Origin of the sequence: Enterococcus sp. 22-H-5-01 (assembly GCF_050310005.1) — a bacterium.
GTDB lineage: Bacteria > Bacillota > Bacilli > Lactobacillales > Enterococcaceae > Enterococcus_A > Enterococcus_A hailinensis.
In genome coordinates, this window is the sequence record NZ_CP189993.1 from 355,020 (window position 1) to 374,965 (window position 19,946).

At 36.1% G+C, this 19,946-nt stretch carries 24 protein-coding genes; 23 read left to right on the forward strand and 1 reads right to left on the reverse strand.

The features are described 5' to 3' along the window. Positions 1-27 precede the first annotated feature (27 nt). From ACQKTA_RS01805 to grdD, 4 genes are read left to right on the forward strand one after another with little or no spacing between them, the layout of a single operon-like run. Positions 28-996: an NAD(P)/FAD-dependent oxidoreductase gene (locus ACQKTA_RS01805; protein ID WP_427813960.1), complete on the forward strand. Its 969-nt coding sequence runs from the start codon at positions 28-30 to the stop codon at positions 994-996. Next, complete coding sequence (gene trxA, locus ACQKTA_RS01810; protein WP_427813961.1) at positions 993-1,316, forward strand: thioredoxin TrxA; 324 nt, start codon at positions 993-995, stop codon at positions 1,314-1,316. The genes ACQKTA_RS01805 and trxA overlap by 4 nt, the downstream gene beginning before the upstream one ends. A gap of 12 nt (positions 1,317-1,328) precedes the next feature. Beyond that, entirely contained in the window at positions 1,329-2,864 is a 1,536-nt protein-coding gene (grdC, locus tag ACQKTA_RS01815) for a glycine/sarcosine/betaine reductase complex component C subunit beta (RefSeq protein WP_427813962.1), read from the forward strand. A gap of 10 nt (positions 2,865-2,874) precedes the next feature. Next, positions 2,875-4,032 (forward strand): glycine/sarcosine/betaine reductase complex component C subunit alpha, encoded by a 1,158-nt coding sequence (grdD, locus tag ACQKTA_RS01820; RefSeq protein WP_427813963.1) that lies wholly within the window; start codon positions 2,875-2,877, stop codon positions 4,030-4,032. Positions 4,033-4,111: 79 nt separating this feature from the next. Here the strand turns inward: grdD and ACQKTA_RS01825 are convergent, their stop codons facing one another. Continuing rightward, positions 4,112-5,077 (reverse strand): phosphotransferase, encoded by a 966-nt coding sequence (locus ACQKTA_RS01825; protein WP_427813964.1) that lies wholly within the window; start codon positions 5,075-5,077, stop codon positions 4,112-4,114. A gap of 315 nt (positions 5,078-5,392) precedes the next feature. On the opposite strand from ACQKTA_RS01825, the gene ACQKTA_RS01830 reads away from it, so the two are divergent. The 19 genes from ACQKTA_RS01830 to ACQKTA_RS01920 all read left to right on the forward strand — a co-directional run bounded on the left by ACQKTA_RS01830 (position 5,393) and on the right by ACQKTA_RS01920 (position 19,912). Further along, positions 5,393-5,692 (forward strand): BMC domain-containing protein, encoded by a 300-nt coding sequence (locus ACQKTA_RS01830; protein ID WP_427813965.1) that lies wholly within the window; start codon positions 5,393-5,395, stop codon positions 5,690-5,692. Between the two features lie 20 nt (positions 5,693-5,712). Then, the gene (locus ACQKTA_RS01835; RefSeq protein ID WP_427813966.1) at positions 5,713-5,997 is read left to right on the forward strand and encodes a BMC domain-containing protein; all 285 of its coding nucleotides are present in this window, start codon (positions 5,713-5,715) and stop codon (positions 5,995-5,997) included. Between the two features lie 23 nt (positions 5,998-6,020). Next, entirely contained in the window at positions 6,021-7,478 is a 1,458-nt protein-coding gene (locus ACQKTA_RS01840; RefSeq protein WP_427813967.1) for an aldehyde dehydrogenase family protein, read from the forward strand. A gap of 70 nt (positions 7,479-7,548) precedes the next feature. Further along, on the forward strand, positions 7,549-8,619 hold the full coding sequence (locus ACQKTA_RS01845; protein ID WP_427813968.1) for a 1-propanol dehydrogenase PduQ: 1,071 nt from the start codon (positions 7,549-7,551) through the stop codon (positions 8,617-8,619). Positions 8,620-8,638: 19 nt separating this feature from the next. Continuing rightward, a complete protein-coding gene (gene cutC / locus ACQKTA_RS01850) occupies positions 8,639-11,212 on the forward strand; it encodes a choline trimethylamine-lyase (RefSeq protein WP_427813969.1) in 2,574 nt (857 codons plus the stop codon). A gap of 30 nt (positions 11,213-11,242) precedes the next feature. Then, positions 11,243-12,187 carry a choline TMA-lyase-activating enzyme gene (cutD, locus tag ACQKTA_RS01855; RefSeq protein ID WP_427813970.1) on the forward strand — a complete coding sequence of 315 codons (945 nt, stop codon included), beginning with the start codon at positions 11,243-11,245 and terminating at the stop codon, positions 12,185-12,187. Continuing rightward, positions 12,183-12,530: a BMC domain-containing protein gene (locus tag ACQKTA_RS01860; protein WP_427814496.1), complete on the forward strand. Its 348-nt coding sequence runs from the start codon at positions 12,183-12,185 to the stop codon at positions 12,528-12,530. The genes cutD and ACQKTA_RS01860 overlap by 5 nt, the downstream gene beginning before the upstream one ends. Further along, the gene (locus ACQKTA_RS01865) at positions 12,527-12,952 is read left to right on the forward strand and encodes a EutP/PduV family microcompartment system protein (protein ID WP_427813971.1); all 426 of its coding nucleotides are present in this window, start codon (positions 12,527-12,529) and stop codon (positions 12,950-12,952) included. Before ACQKTA_RS01860 ends, ACQKTA_RS01865 begins: the two co-directional genes overlap by 4 nt. Before the next feature lie 9 nt (positions 12,953-12,961). Then, positions 12,962-13,498, forward strand: a complete 537-nt coding sequence (locus ACQKTA_RS01870) for a hypothetical protein (RefSeq protein WP_427813972.1) — start codon at positions 12,962-12,964, stop codon at positions 13,496-13,498. After that, entirely contained in the window at positions 13,495-14,337 is an 843-nt protein-coding gene (eutJ, locus tag ACQKTA_RS01875) for an ethanolamine utilization protein EutJ (RefSeq protein WP_427813973.1), read from the forward strand. The genes ACQKTA_RS01870 and eutJ overlap by 4 nt, the downstream gene beginning before the upstream one ends. 14 nt (positions 14,338-14,351) lie before the next feature. Continuing rightward, complete coding sequence (locus tag ACQKTA_RS01880) at positions 14,352-14,651, forward strand: BMC domain protein (protein ID WP_427813974.1); 300 nt, start codon at positions 14,352-14,354, stop codon at positions 14,649-14,651. Positions 14,652-14,661: 10 nt separating this feature from the next. Beyond that, complete coding sequence (locus tag ACQKTA_RS01885; RefSeq protein ID WP_427813975.1) at positions 14,662-14,922, forward strand: EutN/CcmL family microcompartment protein; 261 nt, start codon at positions 14,662-14,664, stop codon at positions 14,920-14,922. A 17-nt stretch (positions 14,923-14,939) separates the two neighbouring features. Further along, positions 14,940-15,299: a hypothetical protein gene (locus tag ACQKTA_RS01890; RefSeq protein WP_427813976.1), complete on the forward strand. Its 360-nt coding sequence runs from the start codon at positions 14,940-14,942 to the stop codon at positions 15,297-15,299. A gap of 58 nt (positions 15,300-15,357) precedes the next feature. After that, positions 15,358-15,522, forward strand: coding sequence for a cupin domain-containing protein (locus ACQKTA_RS01895; protein ID WP_427813977.1), 165 nt, complete (start codon positions 15,358-15,360; stop codon positions 15,520-15,522). A 13-nt stretch (positions 15,523-15,535) separates the two neighbouring features. Beyond that, on the forward strand, positions 15,536-16,090 hold the full coding sequence (locus ACQKTA_RS01900) for a BMC domain-containing protein (RefSeq protein WP_427813978.1): 555 nt from the start codon (positions 15,536-15,538) through the stop codon (positions 16,088-16,090). A 16-nt stretch (positions 16,091-16,106) separates the two neighbouring features. After that, positions 16,107-17,573, forward strand: coding sequence for an acetaldehyde dehydrogenase (acetylating) (locus tag ACQKTA_RS01905; RefSeq protein ID WP_427813979.1), 1,467 nt, complete (start codon positions 16,107-16,109; stop codon positions 17,571-17,573). A 1-nt stretch (position 17,574) separates the two neighbouring features. Next, positions 17,575-18,204 (forward strand): phosphate propanoyltransferase, encoded by a 630-nt coding sequence (gene pduL / locus ACQKTA_RS01910; protein WP_427813980.1) that lies wholly within the window; start codon positions 17,575-17,577, stop codon positions 18,202-18,204. Between the two features lie 18 nt (positions 18,205-18,222). Further along, the gene (gene eutM, locus ACQKTA_RS01915) at positions 18,223-18,504 is read left to right on the forward strand and encodes an ethanolamine utilization microcompartment protein EutM (protein ID WP_088932243.1); all 282 of its coding nucleotides are present in this window, start codon (positions 18,223-18,225) and stop codon (positions 18,502-18,504) included. Between the two features lie 220 nt (positions 18,505-18,724). Next, entirely contained in the window at positions 18,725-19,912 is a 1,188-nt protein-coding gene (locus ACQKTA_RS01920; protein WP_427813981.1) for a histidine kinase, read from the forward strand. Positions 19,913-19,946 lie beyond the last annotated feature (34 nt).

Sequence of the window (19,946 nt, forward strand, 5' to 3'; positions counted from 1 at the left end):
CACTTGTTTAAAAAAGGAGCGAAAAAAATGTACGATGTGATCATTATTGGTGGAGGACCTGCAGGGCTTACAGCTGCTATTTATAATGCTAGAGCGCGATTGAAAGTATTGCTTTTAGAAAAAACAAAATTAGGTGGACAGATTGTCTCAACACATGAAATTGCTAATTTTCCAGGATCGATCAAACTGACTGAACAAGAAACTTCAGGTCCGGAGTTGATCCAACGAATGGCAGAACAAGCCGAACAATTTGGAGCAGAAATCCAATTACGAAAAGAAGTGATCGATCTGACTTTTGATGAGACGATCAAAAAGGTAGTTTGTAGTGATGGTTCAGTTTATGAAGCGTCCGCTGTAATTTGTGCAAATGGTGCTTTTCCAAGAGAAATCGGTTATCCAGGAGAACGTGAGTTGGCTGGAAAAGGTGTTTCTTACTGTGCGACTTGCGATGGTGCTTTCTTTGAAGATCTGGAAGTTTATGTTATTGGCGGAGGAAACTCTGCAGTCGAGGAAGCAATGTTCATCACTACATTTGCTCGTAAAGTTACGATTATTCAAAATCTAAGTCAGTTGACTGCAGATGCTATCGCGATTGAACAAGCAAAAGCAAACAATAAAATCGATTATATCTTTGATTCTATTGTAGAGAGTATCGAAGGTGATGGGATGGTAGAAGCAATGACCATTCGAAATACGAAATCAGGAGAAATTACACGGATCGAAGCAGATGAAGATGATGGTTTATTTGGCATTTTTATTTTTATTGGAAATGTGCCAAGTACAAAACTTTATGTGGGAAAAGTACCATTGAATGACTATGGCTACATGATTACTGATGAGACAATGTCCACACCGATACCAGGTGTATTTGCAGCTGGCGATATGCGTCCTAAAGTATTACGTCAAGTGATAACAGCTTCTGGTGATGGTGCTACAGCGGCATTTTCAGCACAAAAATATGTTGAAAAAGTAAAACGGGAGGTTTCAATGGCATGATTGAATTAACAGTAGAGAGTTTCGAAGAAGGAGTCTTAGGACAAAAAGCACCAGTTCTAGTAGATTGGTGGGGCGAGAGTTGTGAGAATTGTTTAGCGCTCATGCCAGATGTAGAAGCATTGTATACCGAATATGGAGATAAAATTCGCTTTACTAAATTTAATACTTCTCAAAAAAAAGTGCGCCGTTTTTGTATCCAACAAAAAATTTTAGGTCTGCCCGTCATCTCGATTTATCATCATGGGGAAAAAGTCGCAGAAATTGCAAAGGATGACTGCACAAAAGAAGCGATTGAAACAATGATTCAAAAATATATTTAAGGTGGTACACAGATGAATTATTCTACTTTAAGAGGAGCAAGTTACGTTTTAGTCCATACCCCTGATATGATTGAACACAATGGGACAACTCAGACCACGGAAAAAATTACGACTCCAGACAGTCCTTATTTAGCCAATCTATATGATAATTTGCGAAATTTTGAAGAAGTGGTGAACTATGCTCCAAACCAAACCTTTATTGGAAATTTAAGCTACGAAGAATTGAAAGCGTTACCTCAACCTTGGGTAGGGAAGCCTTTTGTTGGGACTCGTGATGGGAAATTTGGGGAAATCGTGCCAGAAATCGAATTTTATGGTTTGTTGCAAATCGTGGATGTTTTCGAATTGGTTCATTTAGAAGAATCATTTGCAGAAAAAGTTCGTGAAGCTTTAGGTGAACATTTACTATTTGCTGAAGACAGCCATAAAATCAAAGTTGGCAAAAGCAGTGTATGGGTTGAAAAAGAAGTGGCTGAAAATCATGCTGAAGGTCTTTATTTCGAGCGTCATTTAGTTGGTTGTGTCAGTCCAGCACATCAAATCGATGTAAATTTGAATGCTCATGTAATGTTAGAAAATTTGGTAGTTAAAGCTAGTGGAGTTTTGGCATTGCGCCAGCTTATTGCAAAGCAAAATATTGATCCTAAAGAAATTGATTATGTGATTGAATGCAGTGAGGAAGCTTGTGGGGATATGAACCAGCGTGGCGGAGGCAATTTTGCTAAATCAATTGCTGAGCTATGCGGATGTATTCATGCAACAGGTTCTGATATCCGAAGTTTTTGCGCCGGTCCCACCCATGCATTGATTACGGCTGCTGCTTTGGTAGCTTCGGGTACGCATAAAAATGTAGTATTAGTAGCCGGAGGTGCTACAGCTAAATTAGGGATGAACGGGAAATCTCACGTTGGAAAAGAAATGCCGATCCTAGAGGATGTTTTAGGCGGATTTGCTGCGTTAATCACTGGAAATGATGGTAAACATCCGGTTTTACGGCATGATATGACTGGAAAGCATGAAGTTGGCAGTGGTTCTAGTCCACAAGCAGTCACAACAGCATTAATAGCAAGTGTATTAGATAAAGGACAATTAACGATCAATGATATCGATGTCTATTCAGTAGAAATGCAAAATCCTGATATTACCAAACCAGCTGGAGCAGGAGATGTACCATTAGCAAATCTGAAAATGATTGGTGCCATTGGTGTCTTACGTAAAGATATCGAGAAAAAAGAATTAATGAATTTTGTGAATGAAAAGTCACTTGTTGGCTGGGCGCCCACTCAAGGGCATATTCCAAGCGGTATTCCTTATTTAGGTTTTGCAACCGAAGATCTAGTTAGCGGAAATAAAAAGCGGGCGATGATCGTTGGTAAGGGTTCCTTATTCTTGGGAAGAATGACTAATTTATTTGATGGTGTCTCGATTTTGATCGAACGAAACAATGGAAATATTTCCGAAGAGAATCAACAAGATGTAGAAGAATTGGTCAAAAAAGAAGTGGCACAAGCCTTAAGAAGTTTTGCAGCCAATCTTACTCTGGAATAGAGATGTTTCGATGTCTGAACAAGTGAAACAAACTGTGAAAAAAGTTTTTGAAGATTTAGCGACTGGTTTAGAAACAGGCCGAATGGGAGCAAAAATCAAAATAGGCTTAACGATTGAAGGCAGTGAATTAGGAACTGAAGTGATGTGTGAAGCAGCAAATATCATCAAACAAAAAAATTTGTTTGATCTAGTGTTGATTGGTCCGGAAATGGATTGGACAGATGAATTTATCCATTATTCAACGAATGAATGCCAAAAAGAAGCAGCTACTTTGATGGAGGAGTTGTTAGATAGTGGAGAAATCCAAGGTTGTGTGACACTGCACTATAATTTCCCAATCGGTGTTTCAACGGTCGGTAAAGTCGTTACACCAGCATTAGGTAAAGAATTATTTATTGCTACGACGACTGGGACGACCAGCAGTAATCGAAATGAAGCGATGGTATTGAATGCGATTAATGGAATCGTTGCTGCTAAAGCGACAGGGATCAAAAAGCCGACAATTGGTATTTTGAATGTTGAAGGAGCGAAAACTGTCGAACGCGCGTTGACCACATTGAAAGAAAATGGATATGAGATCCTATTTGGTGAAAGTCAACGTGAGGATGGAGGGAAAGTACTGCGAGGAAACGATTTATTGCTAGGTAGTGTCGACGTAGTTGTCTGTGACAGCCTAACAGGAAATATCTTAATGAAACTTTTTTCTGCTTATACAAGCGGCGGTAATTACGAAACAGGTGGTTCTGGGTATGGTCCTGGTATTGGACGTAACTATGAAAGAAATATCTGCATTATTTCTCGAGCAAGCGGCGCACCAGTCATTGCGAATGCTTTAGAATATGCTTATGAACTAGCCAAAGGTAAATTAGCAAAAGTAAGTCAAATTGAATATAGCAAGGCGCAACAAGCAGAATTAAAAAATATTTGTGAGGAATTAACTGCATCGCAAATAACAGAAACAAAAGAGAGAACGATGCCACCAAAAGAAATCGTAACCTGTGAGATTTCAGGAATTGAAATTATGGAATTAGAAGAAGCGGTTTATACTTTATGGGAAGTCGATATTTATGCGGAGAGCGGTATGGGGTGTACCGGTCCAATTGTTTTAGTCAATGACGAAAAAATCGATCGAGCAAAGGAAATTTTAAAAAGAAAAAAATTTTTATAAAAAATAGTGCTTAATTAGGGAGATAGCCTGGCAAATCGAAGGAAGATTTTGCCGGGCTATTTATGCGGTTCATCAATATTTAATTTTCAAATTCCACCATTTTATATAAAGGATAGTTTGTATCTTCAGCTAGTTTGAGTGTATTTCTACGGAAACGTTCATAGCGGAGTTCACAGTAATCTGCAAAATTTTCTCCTGAATAATGACGGATAATGGCCCACACGGTCCATAATAAATCTTGAATTAGGATATAAGATTTGATTTTTTTAATAGCATCGTTAGGAATATTATTTTCATAATAATTATTTAGTAATTCTTCGATTTCAAGTCGATTCAACCGTGTTTCTACGATAAAAGCTGCTAAATCAAAATTTAAATCATTCAAGCCAGAATATTCCCAATCAATCAAATAGCAGTTATCATGTTCGTCTAAAAGAAAATTCTCTGGAACAGTATCATTATGACAAGGAACAAGTTCAACATCACAAATATTTTCTTCGCAAAAAGCTAAGGCTTTCTCTTTTAAACTAATGTAATCAAAAAAGAAAACCCCATGAACCATCGAGACAACTTCTTCATACTTCTTCAATTCACTTTTCCAACAAAAAATATTATTAAACAAACGAGGCATTGTATGCACTTTTTTCATTATATTAGTGACATCTTTTAAATGTTTAGAAGATGTAGGATTTACTTGTGCTAAATTAAAGCTATTTGGAATCATCCGACTAATTTTGATTCCTGTTTTAGCATCAAAAAAAATACAGTCAGAGTTAATGGGAAGGGCTGCTACGATACTTGTATTGAACTCTTCTATTTTTCGATCAATCATAATATCAGTAAATGGGCCAGGTTGACGAATAACATACTTTTCTCCATGTATCTTGACCGCATAATTATAGTTGGTCAATCCACCGACAAAGCAGGAACGATCAAATTCCAAGGTTTCATCCTTAAAAAAAGAACGTAAAATTTGAGTAATTAATTGTGTGGATTCTGCTTGATACTTCTCATACGAATTATTTTTTATTATCGGTATATTCATCTCATCAACTTCTTTCTCAGGTCAAACCTTATCATTGTCATGTTTACGAGAATAGTATACTTCAAAAAAAATTAGAAAAAAAGTCAATGACAATTAACTACAAAAAATGCCCAAAATAATTCTATTTTTTCTTATCTATCAATTGTGCAAAAAACTATAAATTATCCAATTTACAATAAAGAAATCGGTTGCAATAGTACAAAATCATCTATCAAATCTACGATTTTCTTTTTTAACTACATGATAGCATTATCTTATCGAACAAGAAAAAAATCAAACACCAAAAATGAATGTAGTTGGGAGAGGATTAATTCAATGGAGTATCGCGGAGATGAAGCGTTAGGATTGGTAGAAACAATTGGTATGGTTCCTGCAATCCAAGCAGCAGATACGATGTTAAAAGCAGCAGATGTCAATTTAATTTCGTATGAAAATGTCGGCTCTACTTTGGTAACTGTTATGGTTAAAGGAGATGTAGCTGCAGTAAAATCAGCGGTTGAGGCTGGAGCGGAAGCAGCGAAAAAGATTGGAAAAGTAACTGCGTCGAATGTTATGCCTAGGCCAATTCGACCAATTGGTCATATTGTGATGGCACATAATATTGATTCGGATTAAAAAAGGAGGACTCTAAAAAGATGAATACTTTAGGGTTTATTGAAACGTTTGGGTTAGTTTTTGTCATGGAGGCAGCAGATGCCATGTGTAAATCTGCAGATGTTGAATTGATTGGATATGAGAATGTTGCTTCTGGATATATTTCGGTTTTAGTCAAAGGAGATGTAGGAGCAGTACAATCGGCTGTTGAAACAGGCGTTGAAGCAGTAAAGAGCATGGGTGCTGATGTCTATTCCCATAATGTGATTGCTCATCCTCATAAAGACATTGAAAAAATTATCGCTCGCTATTCTTTTGACATATAAAAAAGATAGGAAGTGGGATCAGCATGAGGTATAGAGTAGATAATGATTTATTATCTATCCAAGAAGCAAGGATCAATATCGAGCTTGCTAGGGAAGCAGCAAAAGAGCTAAAAAATTTCTCGCAAAATCAGTTAGATACTGTAGTTGAAAAAATAAGTCACGCATTACATCCTCATATTGAAAAATTAGCTAAGATGGCAGTCGAGGAGACAGATTATGGAGTGTTTCATGATAAGGTCACTAAAAATCATTTTGTTACAGAATATTTACCACATCGATTGAATAATCAACGATATGTTGGTGTTATTCATGAAGATAAAGAGCAGAAATTGCTTGAAATTGGTGTGCCTATCGGAGTAATCGTTAGCATGATACCTGCAACTAGTGCTGTCTCGACAACTATTCATAATGTGATGATTGCTGTGAAGTCAGGAAATGCAATTATTTTATCACCACATCCCCGTGCGAAAGAGACTGTACGAGGTGTGATTAAATTAATTGCTAAGACCGCAGAAGAAGCTGGCTATCCAACAGGTGCAATCAGTTGTATGCAATTGATATCTGAAAAGGGAACTACGGAATTGATTGAACATCCAGATGTTTCCCTATTGTTAGCAACAGGGATTCCCAAAATTATTAAGAAGTTCAAGCAATCTGAAAAACCGTACATTTATGGTGGTAGTGGTAATGGTCCTGTATTCATTGAAAGATCTTGCAATGTTGTTCAATCAGTCAAAGATATTATTGATAGTCGAACTTTTGATCATGGAATGGTTTCTGCAGCGGAGCAATCGATTGTCGTTGATCAACCGATTAATCAATTAATTAAAAGTGAGTTTAAAAAGCAGGGTGCTTACTTTATGACAGAGGAAGAAAAAGATAAATTGATTGCTATTTTACGCAAAAAAGATGGTTCTTTGAATCCTAATTATGTTGGTAAATCAGCTGTTTATATAGCTACACTGGCGGATTTTATTGTTCCGAATGAAACGAAAGTTTTAATATATGAACAACCTTACCTTGACGAAAATAATCCTTTTACTCAAGAATTTTTAAGTCCAGTATTAGCTTACTATGTTGAGAACGATTGGCAGAATGCATGTGAACGATGTATTGAACTACTAATGAACACGATGAATAGTCACACATTAGTGATTCACTCTCAGAATGAGGAAGTAATCCGTCTGTTTGCTTTAAAGAAACCAGTGTCTCGTATGCTTGTGAATACACCTTCTGTTTTTGGAAGTATGGGAGCAACAACTAATTTATTTCCATCAATGACACTCGGAAGTAATGCTTTTGGCATCATGGCTTCAAGTGAAAATATTTCACCGAAACATCTAACAACTGTGCGAAATATCGGATATGGTGTGAGAAAAATCAATGATTGTTTCCAAAAAGAAAACATCGGCGGGAAAGAAGTAACAGATGTAACGATTGAAGAAGTCATCGAACAACTTTTGAAAAATATAGTGGAGTGAGGGGATAACTATCAATCAGGAATTTTCATTAAAAACAAGAATTGTCTACACGCAAGGTTCTTTAGAAGAATTGAAGTACGTAAAAGGGAAAACAGCGATGATCATTTCAGATAAACTGATTGATGATCTTGGTTATGTCAAAATTATCCAAGAATATTTAGCAGAAGCTGGATTAAACAGTCAGATCTTTACAGATATTTGTCCTGATCCAGATACAAAAGTTTTGGGAGTGGGTTTAAAACTATTCCAACAAATTAAGCCTGATGTATTGATTGCAATTGGTGGAGGTTCTGTAATTGACGCAGCTAAAGGAATAATTTATAGCGCTTATAAAATGTTTGGAGGGATATTTCACAAACCCTATTTTGTAGCTGTACCGACGACAAGTGGGACTGGATCTGAAGTAACAGATTTTTCTGTGATTACAGCAGAAGGAGATAAAATTGTATTAGTTGATCAGTTCATGGCACCAGATCTTGCCATTTTAGATTCTGACTGTGTAGCAAGCGTACCAAGAAAAGTTGTTATTGATACTGGAATGGACGTTTTAACGCATGCAACAGAAGCATATGTTGCCAATAATGCTTCTGATTTCACAGATGCTTTAGTAGAAAAAGCTGTTCGCTTAATATTTGAGTATTTGCCTTTAATAGCAGCAGACATAAAAAATGATGAAGCCAGAGACCATGTTCATAATGCTTCTTGTCTAGCTGGAATAGCTTTTAACAACGCTGGATTGGGGATCAATCATAGTTTAGCTCATGCTATTGGAGGGACATTCCATTTAGCACACGGGCGTTGTAATGCTTTATTACTGGAAAAAGTGATTGCTTACAACGGAGATTTGTCAAAATCTGCTAACAATCAGGCTGCCAGGCGGTACGCAAAGCTAGCAAAACAGTTGGGCCTTTCTGCACGGACTGTTCGTGAAGGGCTAGTTAGTTATATTGATGCAGTGAAACACTTGAAGAAGCAATTAGATATTGAGGCTGGATTTGGTACCTTAGGTATCGATCAAGCAGATTATCAAGCAGCTATTGAAAAAATGGCCGAGACAGCCATGATGGATCGATGTACACCGACGAATCCCATTAAACCATCAAAAGAAGAATTAATAACGATTTATAAATCAGTATATTAAAAGAATGTGAGGTTTGTTTATGAATATCAATGAAATTTCAGAAAAATTTGCGGATGTAACAGCGAATATGTCACAAGAAGAGCACTCTGCAATGCTAAAACTTTTTCAAGGTATTTCAAAAGAGTTAAATAGCCAAGAAGGCTCAGTATCGACCTGTCTAACAGGGACTGACGAATCAGTAGCTGTTTCTGTAATAGACGGTAGTGAAACATATCCAGAAGGTATGACCCAGCGTCTTAAAGAATTAAAAGATAATTATTTGAAAGCCGTACCCTCAATTACTATTCATCGAGCGCGAGCGTTTACTAAATTGATGAAGGAAAATCCTGGGTTACCTAAAATCATGATGCGAGCTAAAGCTTTCCGCTTGGCTTGTGAAGAAGCACCATTATTGATTCAAGATAACGAATTGATTGTAGGACATCCATGCGGAGCACCAAGAGCGGGAGCATTCTCACCAGATATTGCATGGCGATGGATGAGAGATGAGTTAGATACTATTCATGAACGACCACAGGATCCATTTTATATTTCAGATGAAGATAAAAAAATTATGCGTGAAGAATTATTTCCATTTTGGGAGACTCGTTCATTAGATGAAGTCTGTGAAGAACAATATCGAGAAGCCGGATTGTGGGAATTTTCTTCCGAGGCATTTGTCAGCGACTTATCTTATCACCAAATTAACGGTGGTGGAGATTCTAATCCAGGCTATGACGTTATCTTGATGAAAAAAGGAATGAAAGATATTCAAAAAGAAGCTTTGGATCATTTAGAAGGGTTGACGATGGAAAACCCAGACGACATTGAAAAAATTTACTACTATAAATCGGTGATTGATACTACAGAAGGTGTAATGGCATATGCAAAACGTTTGTCTGATTATGCATACGAATTGGCAGAAAAAGAAAGTAATCCGAAACGAAAAGAAGAGTTAATACGTATCGGAGAAGTAAATGCAAATGTACCAGCGAATAAACCTAAAACTTTCCATGAAGCATTACAAGCAGTTTGGACAGTTGAATCATTATTTATGTTAGAAGAAAATCAAACAGGTTTATCAGTAGGACGAGTGGATCAATACATGTATCCATTTTATGAAGCAGATAAAAAAGCCGGTAAATTAAACGATTTTATGGCTTTTGAATTAGCAGGTAACTTCTTGATTAAATGTTCTGAAATGATGTGGATCTCTAGTGAGGGAGGTTCCAAGTTTTTTGCAGGTTATCAGCCGTTCGTCAATATGTGTGTGGGTGGATTAAAACGCGAGGGTGGCGATGCGACCAATGATTTGACGTATTTGCTGATGGACGCAGTACGTCATGTCGGAGTGTATCAGCCATCATTAGCATGCCGAATTCATAATCAATCGCCACAAAAATATTTAGAAAAAATAGTCGATGTTGTTCGTGCAGGATTAGGTTTTCCAGCTTGTCATTTTGATGATTCACATATCAAAATGATGTTAGCAAAAGGTTTTAGTATGGAAGATGCACGAGATTATTGTTTAATGGGCTGTGTAGAACCTCAAAAAGCGGGACGTTTGTACCAATGGACTTCTACGGGATACACACAATGGCCTGTAGCAATCGAGTTTGTATTAAACCGTGGTTTGATGCTTTGGTGCGATTTAAAACCAGGGTTAGATTTAGGTGAGGTTAGTCAGTTCGATACGTATGAAAAATTTGAAGATGCAGTGAAAAAACAAATTGAATATATTACACGACTTTCAGCAGTTGGAACAGTTATTAGTCAACGTGTTCATCGTGATATGGCTCCAAAACCATTGATGTCCTTAATGATGGAAGGTTGTATGGAAAGCGGAAAAGATGTTTCTGCTGGTGGATGTGTGAATAATTGGGGACCGGGGTTAATTTGGTCTGGATTGGGAACATATGCAGATTCAATGGCAGCAATTAAAAAATTAGTTTTTGATGATAAGAAATATACGTTAGAAGAAATGCGTGATGCAACAAAAGCTGATTTTATCGGTTATGAAAAAATGCATGTAGATTGTCTTAATGCTCCTAAATATGGAAATGATGATGATTATGTGGACTTGATTGCTGCTGATATTGTGAACTGGACTGAAAGAATCCACAGTCAGTATAAGACGTTATATTCTGTATTCAGTCATGGAACACTGTCTATTTCTAATAACACGCCATTTGGTGAAATGACAGGAGCAACTCCTAATGGACGTCGAGCATGGACACCGTTATCAGATGGTATCAGTCCCACACAAGGTGCAGATAAAAAAGGTCCGACTGCTATCATTAAATCCGTTTCTAAAATGGATGTTGCAGCAATGAATATCGGGATGGTTCACAACTTTAAAATCTTGAAAGGGTTATTGGAAAATCCAGAAGGTCGCCAAGGATTAATCACATTGTTGAGAACGGCATCTGTTTTAGGTAATGGGCAAATGCAGTTTAGTTATGTAGACAATGAAGTATTGAAAAAAGCGCAAAAAGATCCAGATAATTATCGTGACTTAATTATTCGAGTAGCTGGATATAGTGCCTACTTCACTGAACTATGTAAAGAAGTACAAGATGAAATCATGAGCCGTACCATGTTAGAACATTTATAAGAATGATTTAGAGGGACAAAGGGGATTTTTATGGTAGAAACAATTCAAATAGAAAGAAAAGCAAGAATATTTAATATTCAAAAATATTCAATCTATGATGGTCCAGGTATTCGTACTTTGTTCTTCTTCAAAGGTTGTCCCTTACGCTGCCGTTGGTGTTCAAACCCAGAGAGTATTGAACGTAAGTATGAGGTAATGTTTCAAAAAAATATGTGCATTGATTGCGGCGAGTGTGTTAAAGTCTGTCCCTTGAGAATTCATAAAATGGATGCTGAAGCAGGACATTATGTAGATCGCACAATTAATTGTGTGGGTTGTCGAGCCTGTGAGTCTATCTGTCCTAAACGAGCAATCTCAATTGCGGGAGAAGATCGTTTGCTGTCCGATCTATTAGAAATTGCAATTGAAGACATTCCTTTCTATCAAACGTCTGGTGGTGGAGTGACATTAGGTGGGGGTGAAGTCACTACTCAAGCAGAGTTTGCAACTAATTTTTTAATGGAATGTAAGGCACATGGTATTCACACCGCAATCGAAACTTGTGGGCATACATCTTTAAAAAACTTATTGAAGATCGGTGAATTTTGCGATTTATTCTTATACGATTTGAAACAAATCGATTCGGATCGTCATTTAGAATTAACTGGTGTTAGAAATGAACGTATTTTAAAAAATCTGCAAGAATTAATTGAAAATCGCCAAAATGTTAAAGTAAGGATGCCATTGATGAAGGGGCTGAATAATGATCCAGACACTATTCATCGAACAATTGAATTTCTACAACCTTATAAAAACTATCGGAATTTTCAAGGAATTGATCTTTTGCCATACCATAAACTAGGTATTAATAAATATGATCAGTTGGATAAGATCTATCCAATCAAAGAAGATTTATCGATGAGTGAAAATGATTTAGATTCAATTGAAGATCAAATTACAATCTATGATTTTCCAGTAAAGGTTATTCGACATTAATGAGGTGAAGAAAATAGAGAGAATCATTCAAGAGTCTGTTCCTGGAAAGCAAGTAACTTTAGCACATGTTCTAGCTTCGCCAATGCCGGATATTTGCGAACGCTTGGGGGTCGCAAATATAGGTGCTGTGGGACTAATGACTTTTACATCTTCAGAGACGGCAATTATTGCAGCTGATGTAGCGACGAAATCAGCTGATGTAGAAATTGGTTTTTTAGATCGATTTACTGGCTCATTAGTAATCATTGGTGATGTATCTAGTGTAGAAACTTCTATTGAATCTGTTAATCAGATGCTTAGTAGTATGTTGGGCTTTACTGTGGTAAGAGTTACTAGGACATGAAGCGACATATTATGATTATTGGTCCAATTAGCAGTGGTAAGTCAACCGTTGCTAATTGGTTGAATGGAACGAATCGACCTCTAAAGAAGACACAGGATGTAATTTATGGTAGCAATACCATAGATGTACCTGCTGCTTATCTAGAAAATGATTGGATGTATCGTTATCTTTTTTCAATCTCACAGACAGCAGGAAAATTAGTATGTATAGCAGATGGTAAACAGGAAATTAATGTATATCCGCCTAACTTTGTTAAAGCATTTAATTGTCCATCCATTGGATTGATAAAAACACCTGCAACAGAGAAAGAAGTACAAAAAGCAAGTGAGTACTTAATTGCTGCGGGCATCAACGAATGGTACGTTTTTGATGTTGAAGATGAAAGATTAGCGGAAATGAGAAAAAATGGATTGCAGAATTAGGAGGATAGAATGAAGTTTATTACTGAACAGGTCATTCGAACAACTTTCCTCAAATCTCCGTTTGATACGTATTACCTACCTTTAGATACAAAGTTGACACCAGAATCACGCCAATTTTTGATTGATCGAAAAATTGTAATCACTGAAGGAAAAATAAGAGAATCGGCTAAATTAGAGTCAGAGGTCTGTACACGCGAAAACGATAGAGCTTTTCTATCATCTCTTTTTCTATTATCTATCAGTCTTACCATTGACACAGACTCTCAAATGGCTGAGAGGCTTTCTAAAATCTACCAAGAATTACAAACAAATGAAATAAATCAAGAAAAGCAAGATTTGTTAGAAAACTCAGAAGATATAGAGATCACGATGTTTCATATGCTATTACCTCGTGGTAAAGAATTAGCCGTTTTAAACATGTTACAGTCTCAACTAGCTTTGCTAATCAATAAAGAATCTAACAAAGAAATATACAAAAAGTTCTATCAGATAAGGTTGGAGCTTATTAAGATGATGAAAAAAATATTAGGTGGTGAAAGTTCATGATGGAAGGAACAAACAAATTTTCTTACTGTAACCAATTGATTTCAGCTTTTGAACAAACAATAAATACGCCTAGAATAAACCATACAGGAGATTATTATACAGGAGTCGATTTAGGTACATCTTGCATTGTTATTTCCGTTTTGGATGCGCATCATCAACCAATTGCAGGGGCTTATCAATATGCGAACGTTGTAAAAGATGGTATGGTCGTTGATTATTTAGGAGCGATTAACATTGTTCGTGAATTAAAAGAACAATTGGAGCAGCAACTTGGAACAGAATTAGTGTACTGTGCTGCAGCAATACCGCCGGGGACCGAACTTTTAGATGGTGGAGCTATTCGCCATGTCGTAGAAGCTGCAGGTTTTGAATTGACTGCCTTGATTGATGAGCCCACTGCAGCAAATGCTGTTTTAAAAATAGAAAATGGAGCTATCGTTGATATCGGTGGAGGGACAACTGGTATCGCAATCATTAAAAATGGCAAAGTTATCCTTGTTGACGATCAAGCGACTGGCGGTACACATTTTACTTTAGTAGTTTCTGGAGCTTATGGAATAGATTTTGAAGAAGCTGATCGTTACAAGAGAGTAGCGGAAAACCATCGAGAATTGCTGCCGATTTTAACTCCAGTGATTGAAAAAGTAGCATCTATTATTTCTAAATCTATTATCCAACATGATGTTAATGAAATCTATTTAGTTGGAGGTACTTGTTGTCTAACAAATCTTGAAGAAATTATTGAAAAAAAAACTAAGATTACTACTTATAAACCCGCTAATCCTATGTTCGTCACACCAATAGGAATCGCGTTGAATTGTACGAATCAGGTTCTATAAAAGAGGGTGAATGAATGGATTTTAGGATTATAAAATCACCATCTAGCGGAACTTTAGACATAGTCACTAAGCGGATAGGATTAAACCAAACAACAAAAAGGGTTGATTTTAGCCAATTTGATGCAATCGGATTAATTCAAGGAAAATTAATCGATATGATTTGCGCCGCAGATTTAGCTGAAAAATCTGCAGGAATCTTGGCAGTAGATGTTCGAGGGAGTTGTCCGCAAAATATGATTTTGTTAGCGCTTTTTGGGGATACTGTTTCAGTTGAAACAGCAGTGAATAACATTAAGCAGAAAATGAAAAAATGAGGCTGAGGATATGCTAGCAGCGAAGTTAGTAGATAATGTTTGGGCAACAAGGAAAATAGATTCATTAAATGGTCTTAAGTTTATGTTGGCAGAACCAATCGGAAATGAACAAGAAACACAACGTTTTATCGTAGTTGATATTGTTGGAGCGGGAATTGGTGATCGAGTAATCATATCCAAAGGATCTGCTGCCAGAAAGATTTTTAACAGTAAAGAATTACCCATTGACGCTGTTGTTATAGGGATCATTGATGAAGACTGCCACTTTTAAGAAATGGTGGGTGAAAAATGAAACAATTAATTAGTATAGCTACAATTCAAGAATTGATTGAAGTTAAACAAACAGTATGCCTAGTAGAAGATAGGGCGATTATCACACCGGCAGCAATCGATTTGGCTACTGAAAATGGAATAAAGATTGTTAAAGAGCCAAAAAAAGTCGGACTACAAAATTCCTCGGAAGTACTGGATTCTTTAAAATTCTTGTTGAACGATAGAGATTTTATACAAAATATGATTAACAATTTAGCGGAACCGTATCGTTATGAAATGGATGGTTTCAATGCAAAATTGATATACGGTGATAGTATTCAATTGTTCCCTAAAGGTAGCTGGAAAAAACAAACCTCATTTTTCCAATATTTTTGATAATTTAACAATCGATTTTTTAGAAACGTCAAAAAAAAGTTATCAACACTTTTTTAAAGTGGAAGAATTCCTACTTCTACTAGAAGGTCAAGCAACCTTTGTAATGAATGGTAAGAAAGTGATTGCGAAAAAAGGTGACAGTATACATTTCCCCAAAGATACTTCCATAGAAGTTTTCTTCGAAGAAAAATGTAAGGTATTGACTATTCATCCAGCACATTAGAGAGGAGAGTAAAATGAATGCAACGGGATTTATTGAAACACGGGGCTTGATTCCTGCGATTGAAGCAGCTGATGTAATGTTAAAGACGGCACAGGTAGAACTAGTTGAACGCTCGATCATCGGAGGTGGAATCGTAACAATTACCGTTACTGGAGATATAGGTGCAGTCAAATCGGCTATTGATGCTGGGGCATCGTCTGCACAAAATTTTGGCAGGGAAGTTTTTTTAAGCCAACATATTATTCCACGACCAAGTGAACAATTAGCTGGCCTCATGTTTAGTAAAAAAGCAGCTATATTGCCAAAGTCGAAAGATGTTGGAAAACAAACAAAATCGATGGAAATAAAATCAGAAATTAAAATAGAAGAAAAGATAAGTTCTTCAAAAAGTGGAACAATAGTGGATATAAATAAACTAACAGTTAAAGAAGATTATAAAGAGCTTAATGTTAAAGAGTTAAGAAAATTAGCAAAAAAATATGGAAACTTAGGTATGACAGATGAAGAATTAAAAACAGCTAACCGAGCAGTTCTTCGTCAGTACTTTGAAAAATTTAAAAGTAAATAGAAAGTGAGGAAATGCTTTGGAAGGATTTCAATATGACCACGATCTTCAATCTATTCAAGAGGCGCGGATCCTCGCTAAAGAAGGTAAAAAAGCGCAAGCAAAATTGGCGATATTTGATGAAGATAAAATTGAGAAAATTATTCTTAATATGGTAAAAACTGCCGAAAAAAATGCTGAAAAATTAGCAAGAATGGCAGTTAAGGAAACAGGTTTTGGCAATATTTCCGATAAAACTTTTAAAAACTATCATGCGTCTACTACACTTTATGAGTCAATAAAAGAGATGAAAACGGTTGGAATCATCAAACATGATCTAGAAAAAAAAATAATGGAAATTGCAGAACCTATGGGACTGTTAATGGGTATCATTCCATCGACAAACCCAACTTCTACCGTTATTTATAAAACAATTATTTCCATTAAATCACGTAATGGTATTGTTATTTCTCCACATCCATCAGCATTGAAATCCACAATGGAGGCTGCTCGCTTAATGAATGAGGCAGCAGTTGCTGCAGGAGCACCCGAAAATATTATAACTTGCATTTCTAAACCATCAATGAAAGCAACAGATGAATTGATGAGAAGTGATGAGATTGCTTTGATTATTGCAACCGGCGGATCAGCAATGGTAAAAGCAGCTTATAGTGTTGGCAAGCCGGCACTAGGAGTTGGTCCAGGAAATGTTCCAGCATATATCGAACGAACCGCAGATATTTCAAAAGCAGTAAGAAATATCATAGCAAGTAAAACTTTTGATTTCAGAACAATATGTGCTTCTGAGCAAGCAATTATTGTTGAAAAATGTATTGAACCCCAAGTAGTATCTGAGTTTCAACGTCAAGGCGGATATTTTATGACCCCAGAAGAAACTGATCGAGTAGCAAAAATTTTATTTGTTAAAGGTCATGCAATGAATGCTCAATTTGTTGGCCGACCTGCATCTGTGATTGCATCAGCAGCAAATGTTTCAATTCCAGAAGGTACAAAAGTACTAATTGGCAGACAAAATGGTGTAGGAATAGACTCTCCATTATCTTATGAAAAATTAACAACTGTTTTAGGTTTTTATTCTGTGGAGGATTGGCAAGAAGCTTGTGATTTGAGCATCAATTTGTTGAACAACGGTGGAATTGGTCATAGTTTTTCAATGCATACAGAAAATCCAGAAATTGTTATGAAATTTGCTACAAAACCAGTCTTTCGAATTTTAGTAAATACGGGGTCTACTCAAGGTGGCGTTGGTGTCAGTACTGCAATTTCTCCATCATTTACATTGGGATGTGGTACGTGGGGTGGGAGTGCAACTTCTGATAATGTAACCCCCGAACACTTGATTAATATTAAACGAGTGGCATACGGAATCAAAGATGTTAACGAGTATCAAATATCTCCTGAAAAAAGTGAAGAGACTAAACAGAATGATATGCAACAATTATTAACTGGTTTGATGGATTTGTTACAACGTAATGGTGGAAAGTAAAATGGCTGAATTTAATGAATTAGTCAGAATGTTTATTCAGACGCTTAGTGAGGATGATCAAGCGAAAGGAATTCCACTAGGGATATCTAATCGGCACATTCATTTGTCTCAAAAAGACGTTGAATGTTTATTTGGGAAAGGTTATGCATTGACTCCTTTCAAAGAGTTATCACAGCCTGGTCAATATGCATGTAAAGAAACAGTTACGATAGTAGGACCTAAAGGTGCTATTGAAAAAGTTAGAGTTTTAGGACCTGTTAGATTAGATACACAAGTTGAGATACTTAGTGGAGATTGTTTTAAATTGGGAATTAAAACTCAAATACGGCAATCAGGAGATATTGAGAATACATCTGGTTTGACCATTATCGGAAGTGCAGGGACCGTCATATTAGAAAAAGGTGTTATTATCGCACAGCGCCACATTCATATGACTCCGCAAGATGCTCAAAAATTTCAGGTTAATGATAACCAAATCGTTCAATTAAAGTTAAAAGGTTTAAGAGGTGGAATATACGATAATGTTGTGATCCGCATCAACAAAAATTTTCATTTGGAATGTCATTTAGATATAGAAGAAGCAAATGCAATGGGATTAACTTCGAAATCCGAAGTCTTCATAATCAGATAAAATTAGGAGGAAATTATTATGAAATCAGAAGCATTAGGTCTTATCGAAACAAAAGGGTTAGTGGGATCAATTGAAGCAGCAGATGCAATGGTAAAAGCTGCTAACGTTGTATTGATTGGAAAAGAATTTGTCGGAGGTGGCTTAGTAACTGTTATGGTTCGTGGTGATGTTGGCGCAGTGAAAGCAGCAACTGATGCTGGCGCAGCGGCTGCACAAAGAATCGGTGAATTAGTATCCGTCCATGTGATTCCGCGCCCACATACAGATGTAGAAAATATTTTACCTGCTCAAAAAGCGTAATCATAAAAAGGAAGGCTGGAACGAGTTTTTATTAAAACTTGTTTCAGCCTTTTAAAAAAAAGATTTTTTTTCTGTTTTTTTTTAGCTATAATTGTTATGAAATATAAGAAAACGTATACAAAAATTCAGATTGACTAATAAATGAATAATGAATAAACATTTTTATACGATTGTGTTTTAGTATAAAAGCTAATTTGAAGTGGTTAAGGCGGTACTTATTATGATTGAAGCAGAAAATCTTTTAGTTAAGTTAGTAGATCAAAGACTTTACGGACGTTATGGAAGTGTTATTCCAATATCAAATATTTCTTTGATATTAGTAGATAACATGGGTAAAATTTTAATGGAGTTTAATCCGGAGCCTGAATTTTGCAAACTAGTTTGCAAAAAGGAAGCTGCCAGGGTTTGTGACGGTTGCTTAAGCCGACTAGGGAATGGACTAGAGCATCGCTATGTATGCGAATACGGCTTAGAAAGTATATATATGCCGATTGTTGTTGGAGAAGAAACAGTGGGCTTTGTGATTGGTGTACAAGCTTATTCTACAGACACTGAATATAAAAAATATTTATTAGATGTTGCTACTTTAAGCGAAGAAACAGGTGAAAGTCAGGAAAAAATTGCTAAAGCACTCTCAACGTTAGGAACTGTGGACAGTAAAGAAATTCGAATTTATGAACAAATTTGCGGACATGTTTCCAACAATATTGCTTTAGATATCGAAGAACGAATATTGAATAATGAGACAGATATTGAACGGCTATCCATTGAAAAGGAAATTTTAGAGAAAAAAGTCCTCGATCTAGAAATAAAAAATGATTCCCTAGTTATTAATCCGCATTTTTTATTTAATACATTAAATTCAATTGCTAGAACTGCTTACTATGAGAACTCTCATACCACAGAAGAATTAATCTATTGTCTTTCAGATATTCTACGCTATACGTTAAAGACAGAAAATCAGTTGCATACGATTGAAGCGGAAATTGATTATATCAATAAATATCTATACATCCAAAAGGTTCGTTTTAAGGATCGATTAAATTTTGAAATGAATATTTCAAAGGAATTGTTGCCACAACGTATTTTAAATATGACCTTACAACCAATTGTTGAAAATGCACTTATTCATGGTATTACACCAAAAAGAGATGGGGGATCTGTAAAAATCTATTCGGAGATATGCAAAGAAGAGTTCATTATTTATGTTGAAGATGATGGAAATGGATTTCCTCCAAGAGTATTAAAAACAATTCGAGAACGTAAAAATGTGGAACAAACAAATAGTTTAGGTCTTAATAGTACTAACCGTCGTTTGAAACAACATTTTGGTGAGTCCTTTGGCTTGTTTATCAAGAAGTCGGATTATAGTGGAAGTATTGTAGGAATAAAATTTCCTAAGAGTTAGGGGAAAGTAAAATGGATCGTATTTTAATTGTTGA

What these genes read in the sequence shown, in the direction of transcription:
- ACQKTA_RS01900 (WP_427813978.1), top strand. Translation starts at nt 15,536, where the DNA reads ATGAATGCAACGGGATTTATTGAAACACGGGGCTTGATTCCTGCGATT.
- ACQKTA_RS01805 (WP_427813960.1), top strand. Translation starts at nt 28, where the DNA reads ATGTACGATGTGATCATTATTGGTGGAGGACCTGCAGGGCTTACAGCT.
- trxA (WP_427813961.1), top strand. Translation starts at nt 993, where the DNA reads ATGATTGAATTAACAGTAGAGAGTTTCGAAGAAGGAGTCTTAGGACAA.
- ACQKTA_RS01890 (WP_427813976.1), top strand. Translation starts at nt 14,940, where the DNA reads ATGAAACAATTAATTAGTATAGCTACAATTCAAGAATTGATTGAAGTT.
- cutD (WP_427813970.1), top strand. Translation starts at nt 11,243, where the DNA reads ATGGTAGAAACAATTCAAATAGAAAGAAAAGCAAGAATATTTAATATT.
- grdC (WP_427813962.1), top strand. Translation starts at nt 1,329, where the DNA reads ATGAATTATTCTACTTTAAGAGGAGCAAGTTACGTTTTAGTCCATACC.
- ACQKTA_RS01835 (WP_427813966.1), top strand. Translation starts at nt 5,713, where the DNA reads ATGAATACTTTAGGGTTTATTGAAACGTTTGGGTTAGTTTTTGTCATG.
- ACQKTA_RS01830 (WP_427813965.1), top strand. Translation starts at nt 5,393, where the DNA reads ATGGAGTATCGCGGAGATGAAGCGTTAGGATTGGTAGAAACAATTGGT.
- ACQKTA_RS01865 (WP_427813971.1), top strand. Translation starts at nt 12,527, where the DNA reads ATGAAGCGACATATTATGATTATTGGTCCAATTAGCAGTGGTAAGTCA.
- grdD (WP_427813963.1), top strand. Translation starts at nt 2,875, where the DNA reads ATGTCTGAACAAGTGAAACAAACTGTGAAAAAAGTTTTTGAAGATTTA.
- pduL (WP_427813980.1), top strand. Translation starts at nt 17,575, where the DNA reads ATGGCTGAATTTAATGAATTAGTCAGAATGTTTATTCAGACGCTTAGT.
- cutC (WP_427813969.1), top strand. Translation starts at nt 8,639, where the DNA reads ATGAATATCAATGAAATTTCAGAAAAATTTGCGGATGTAACAGCGAAT.
- eutJ (WP_427813973.1), top strand. Translation starts at nt 13,495, where the DNA reads ATGATGGAAGGAACAAACAAATTTTCTTACTGTAACCAATTGATTTCA.
- ACQKTA_RS01870 (WP_427813972.1), top strand. Translation starts at nt 12,962, where the DNA reads ATGAAGTTTATTACTGAACAGGTCATTCGAACAACTTTCCTCAAATCT.
- ACQKTA_RS01920 (WP_427813981.1), top strand. Translation starts at nt 18,725, where the DNA reads ATGATTGAAGCAGAAAATCTTTTAGTTAAGTTAGTAGATCAAAGACTT.
- ACQKTA_RS01880 (WP_427813974.1), top strand. Translation starts at nt 14,352, where the DNA reads ATGGATTTTAGGATTATAAAATCACCATCTAGCGGAACTTTAGACATA.
- ACQKTA_RS01885 (WP_427813975.1), top strand. Translation starts at nt 14,662, where the DNA reads ATGCTAGCAGCGAAGTTAGTAGATAATGTTTGGGCAACAAGGAAAATA.
- ACQKTA_RS01840 (WP_427813967.1), top strand. Translation starts at nt 6,021, where the DNA reads ATGAGGTATAGAGTAGATAATGATTTATTATCTATCCAAGAAGCAAGG.
- ACQKTA_RS01825 (WP_427813964.1), bottom strand. Translation starts at nt 5,077, where the DNA reads ATGAATATACCGATAATAAAAAATAATTCGTATGAGAAGTATCAAGCA.
- eutM (WP_088932243.1), top strand. Translation starts at nt 18,223, where the DNA reads ATGAAATCAGAAGCATTAGGTCTTATCGAAACAAAAGGGTTAGTGGGA.